3 protein-coding genes are annotated in these 5,566 nt (G+C 37.4%); all 3 read right to left on the bottom strand.

All coding sequences use genetic code 11. The features are described from left to right. Positions 1-730: 730 nt before the first annotated feature. Entirely contained in the window at positions 731-2,530 is a 1,800-nt protein-coding gene (locus ACFIL8_RS07285; RefSeq protein ID WP_375652769.1) for an acetolactate synthase 3 large subunit, read from the bottom strand. 270 nt (positions 2,531-2,800) lie between these two features. Continuing rightward, positions 2,801-3,673, bottom strand: a complete 873-nt coding sequence (gene miaA / locus ACFIL8_RS07280) for a tRNA (adenosine(37)-N6)-dimethylallyltransferase MiaA (protein ID WP_375689281.1) — start codon at positions 3,671-3,673, stop codon at positions 2,801-2,803. 705 nt (positions 3,674-4,378) lie between these two features. Beyond that, positions 4,379-5,566, bottom strand: a 1,188-nt coding sequence (locus ACFIL8_RS07275) for a Do family serine endopeptidase (RefSeq protein WP_375689279.1), incomplete at its 5' end; no start/stop codon positions are given.

The raw sequence follows: 5,566 nt of genomic DNA, 5'->3' as shown, positions 1-5,566 counted from the left end.
TGTCTGCAGATTTATGGAATCATAGATATATAGAACAAATAAAAGAAAGAGTATTTAATTTTCAATGTTAATATCCTGATAATGATATGATGTTGAGTATTATTCTGGTTTATATATTGACGATACATCTCATATGTATAGGTTTCTCCCGCATAATCATACCTGATTATAAGCTATGGTGACCTATTGGTTTTCTATGGCTGCATTTGATTTTTGTTATTTTTTCCCTTCCTTTCAAACCGCTAGGGGGATTTTCCTATCAAGCCCCTGAAAGAGCTATTTGGAGTAATTTCATAATGCAAAACCAAAACATAGTAACAAACTTTTCTATTGTTTTCATAGGCATAATGGCTTGCATGGTTGCACCCTTCAAGCAGTGTGGCTTTTTTTCTTGCACGATGAAATCATTCATATATGAGACAACATAATTAATTTATAACAGATAATTCAATGTATTATCTAAAAAATGCAACGAAATAGCTATTAATGTGAACATATGAATTAAAAAAACAAACATCGCGTACAAATAAATTCAAACATAATTGTGCACACGACTTATAACATTTTTTAGATGAACAAATAATAATACACCCCATGTCTTTAAACAAAGAATGAAAATCATAAAATGAGCTCTAAGGATAATAGGAACTCTCCACAAAGAAGTGACAGAGATGAAGACTCCAAAGACTTCATCATCACCATCCTTCACCATTTTGTTAACATATTCATTTTATACAAGAATCTTTCCCTCGGAAGAAATAGCATTTGCAATAGCTTCTTCGCTTGCCTCATCGGGTAATAACATCTCATTATGAGCACATCCCGATGGGATCATAGGAAAACAGTTTTCTAAATGATAAACACGACAATCAAAAAGAACAGGCTTATCACAGTCAATCATCTGCTGAATTTTATCATCAAGTTCATCGGGTTTTGAACAATGAATTCCCACGGCTCCATAAGCTTGTGCCAATTTCACAAAGTCAGGCATAGATTCCGTATAAGAATGAGAAAGACGATTACCATGCAGCAATTGCTGCCACTGGCGGACCATTCCCATATACTGATTATTTAAAATGAAAATTTTCACCGGTGTGTCATGCTGAATAGCTGTTGCAAGCTCTTGAATATTCATCTGAATGGAGGCATCACCAGAAATACACACAACAAGCGCATCAGGATGCGCTATTTGAACACCTATAGCAGCAGGTAAACCATACCCCATCGTTCCAAGACCACCAGAAGTCATCCAATGTTTTGGTTCATCAAAATGATAATACTGCGCTGCCCACATCTGATGCTGCCCGACATCCGTTGTAATATAAGCATTCGCATCTTTGGTAAAAGCATACAGCCGTTCAAGAGCATATTGCGGCATAATGACATCTTTTTTCTCCGCATATGCCAATGAATTACGAGCTTTCCAACGGTTAATTTGCGTCCACCATGTTTTACGACTTTCTTTATCGAACTTTGATTGATGCATATGCAAATGTTGCATTATATCTGCCAAAACATGCGCCACATCACCAATAATTGGAACTTCTGCTTTTACAATTTTATTGATAGAAGAAGGGTCAATATCAATATGAATAATACGCGCATGAGGTGCAAATGCATCAAGGCGCCCGGTGATACGATCATCAAATCGTGCTCCAACAGCTAACATGACATCACAATCATGCATGGCCATATTAGCCTCATAGGTTCCATGCATTCCAAGCATTCCAAGCCAATTTTTACCGGAAGCAGGATAAGCACCAAGTCCCATTAATGTTGAAGTAATCGGAAAATCCCCCAATTGAACCAAATTACGTAAAAGCTGTATAGCTTTCATCCCCGATGAAATAACACCACCACCAGAATAAATAATAGGGCGTTTTGCCTCAACTAAAAGAGAAACGGCAGATTCAATAGCCTTAGTATTCCCTTTCAACGATGGAAAAGAATGTAAAGACTCCTGAACTTGAGGTGCTCTATAAAATCCTGAAGCAAATTGAACATCCTTAGGAATATCAATCAAAACCGGCCCAGGACGACCTGATTGAGCAAGAAAAAAAGCTTCATGAATAATAGCCGCAAGATCATTGACATTTTTAACCAGCCAATTACGCTTCGTACAAGGCTTTGTAATTCCAACTGTATCAGCCTCTTGAAAAGCATTTGTTCCAATCACCGTTGTTGACACCTGCCCAGAAAAACAAATAAGAGGTATCGAATCCATAAGAGCATCTTGCAAAGGTGTAACAGCATTCGTTGCCCCTGGACCAGAAGTCACAAGCATAACCCCTACCTTCCCTGTGCTGCGTGCATAGCCTTCAGCTGCATGCCCTGCGGCTTGTTCATGGCGCACCAAAATATGCTGGAGTGTATCTTGGTGATAAAGAACATCAAAAATAGGCAAAACAGCCCCACCAGGATAACCAAAAATATGTTCAACGCCTTGATCTATAAGAGCTTGAACCACTATTTCAGCGCCCGACATTATTTTTCCATCTGCACTCTCTTGCTTTCTTGGATCATTTCTCATTTTTCCCACTCACCTACTTTATAGGACAATAAAAAAGCCCCTAACGGAGCCCATAAAAAAAGCCCCCAAAGGAGCCCATTACACAACACATACTGTATGATTACCCCCATTATTCCAACGTATAAAATATATAAAAAATTCCTTGTAGAGAGATTTCTAATTCCATTGATACCATTCGTCAATAAAAAATTATATTTTCTAAAAAATTTCTTTTTCACGAATTATCTTTTATCTTTCGATAAGTTTCTTTGCAAAGCTCTAACTCTTTTATCAAAAAGTAAGCATCCATTCTTCATCAAATTGATTACGAAACCATGTCATTTGTCTTTTTGCATATCTCCTCGTTTGTATTTTCACCGCTTCAAGAGCACTCTCAAAGCTTCTATATCCATCCAAATAAGCCATAAACTCAGGTATACCAATAGCCTTCATTGCTGGTAATGAAGGGGAAAGTTTAAGTTTTTTCATAGCCACCACTTCTTCTAAAGCTCCTCTTTCAATCATAGAATCCAAGCGTTTATGAATACGTTCATAAAGCAGAGGACGTGGTGGCATGAGAAGAATTTTTTCGGTCAAATTTGGCGCAATGAGAGGTGTTGTTTTTTGTTTCTGCCACCAACTGAGCGTCTTACCGGTTGCATCATAAACTTCCAAAGCACGTACAATACGCTGCCTATCATGCGAAGAAATTTTTTCAGCAACAACAGCATCAATCTGCAACAACTGGCGATAAAGACTTTCAGGTCCCTCTTTATCAAGCAGCAAACGCCACTTCTGCCGCACAACATCTGGAACATGAGGGACTTCCGAAATCCCCTCTAAAAGAGCACGAAAATAAAGTCCTGTTCCACCAACAAAAATAACTGATCTTAAAGAAAAAGTAGCCAATAGCTTCTCGACATCACACAACCATTGCCCTACTGAATAGTTCAAAGTAGGACTCACATGACCATAAAGATAATGGGGAACAATCGCGGTGTCAGCCTCCCTCGGCCGTGCCGTTAAAATATTTAAAACATCATAAACCTGCATTGAATCAGTATTAATAATGAGAGCATTTTTTTCTTGAGCCATTTGCAAGGCAAGTTCTGACTTCCCACTTGCCGTTGGCCCTGCTATTAATGTAACTGTTCTCTGTGTCATGAATAGCAATTTCTCCCAATCAATAACTTATTGCAACATGCAGACACCCCCAAAGCCTTCCTGTATTTTCTCTCCATTATCATAGAGTAAATACTTCAAACAAAAATACGAACACAAATTCCCCTTAAGACAAAGCCCCTTATGAAACTTATAAAAAAGAAAAAATGGACTTAATAACAACACCAAAGGAATTTCCAAGCATTTTTTGCTATCATAATTCAATAACAAACCACAGCTATAATAATTCTGTCCGTTAAGGCCATTAAAAATATACTCTCTGTCATCATTTATGAAAATAATACTAAGTTTAATCTATACAATCAAATAGCTTTATTTTTTCCTATAAAAATAGCATGCTACGCCGGTTTATAATAAGAGCCTCATAAAGTATCATATCAATACCATTTACTTGCGCATCACAAGCAGAGATAAAAATGGACTTAAGAAAGGTGTACCAATAGCTCTTATGCAGCATTTCAAAGTCTAGGCTGTTACAATATTGAGAACTGAAAAATACTATGATGACACCAATTTATACTTTGATATTCAGCATAAAGATATAATGATTTCCAATGGATTTTATATTGCACACCCCATACTCTCTATCGTGAAATGAGCTTGAGAAATATTGGACATCACATGGCTGACTTGCAAAATATCCCACACACTAAGGCTGATAAAAAACAAAAAATAATTTTTTAAGGATCAATCCATTAGGAGCGTTACGAACCGTAACTCTCCATCTGGACGCGCTACAATAAATAGAGCATTTTTGCGTCCAGCTTCACGTAATTTATGAATACGTTTTTTAGCCTCATCAATTGTTGTGATAGAACTCTGATTGATATCAACAATCACTTCACCAACGCGAATACGCTTTTTATCCGCTGCACTATTTTGTGCAACAGATGTCACCACTAGTCCTCGAAGTTTATCTGAAATTGAATAACGATGACGCAAATCCTCTGTCAGTTCAGATAACGTCATTCCCATAAATTGCATTGTCGCGTTTTTCGACAGATCTTGATTTTTTTTATCATCAACTTCTTCTGTATCTTCATTTGGATCTGTTTCAATCAAACGTCCAAGCTTAACTTTTACTGTTGCTTCTTGCCCATTGCGTAAAATAGTAACGTCCACCACTTTTCCTTCTGAACTTTCTGCAACTAAACGCGGCAAATCACGTGCATGCTTAATTTTGGAATTACCAAAGGAAAGAATAACATCTCCAGTTTGTAACTGGCTATTATCTACATTATTTTCTTCCGTCTGTTCTATTTTACCAGCCACCAATGCTCCCACAGCATTGTCCAATTTTAAACTTTTTGCAATATCCTCTGTTACCGGCTGAATACGAATAGCCAACCAACCACGCCTTATTTCTCCAAAATCACGCAATTGATTAATAACAGAAAGAGCCATATCCGATGGAATAGCAAATCCAATACCGATAGATCCTCCCGAAGGTGAAACAATTGCTGTATTAATGCCAATGACTTCACCATTTCTATCAAATAACGGCCCACCAGAATTTCCCCGATTAATTGCTGCATCTGTTTGAATAAAATTATCATAGGGACCAGCATTAAGATCACGGTTACGTGCAGAAATAATACCAACCGTCACACTTCCACCAAAACCATAAGGATTACCAATAGCCATAACCCAGTCACCAATACGTGCTTTTTCTGAGTCACCAAAACGCACAGCTTTTAATTTTTTACTTCCTGCATCGACTTGAAGCAACGCCAAATCAGTTTTGCTATCCTTTCCAAGAAGCTTTGCCTTTAGTTTTGTACCATCCGTAAAATTAACTTCAATATCATCAGCATCTACAATAACATGATAATTTGTAACAATAATCCCTTTTTGCGCATCAATCACAAAACCAGA

It is taken from the genome of Bartonella sp. AP57NXGY, assembly GCF_042195805.1.
Classification (GTDB): domain Bacteria; phylum Pseudomonadota; class Alphaproteobacteria; order Rhizobiales; family Rhizobiaceae; genus Bartonella.
Note: the sequence above shows the minus strand (reverse complement) of the source record. Positions and strands in the feature narration are given on the sequence as shown.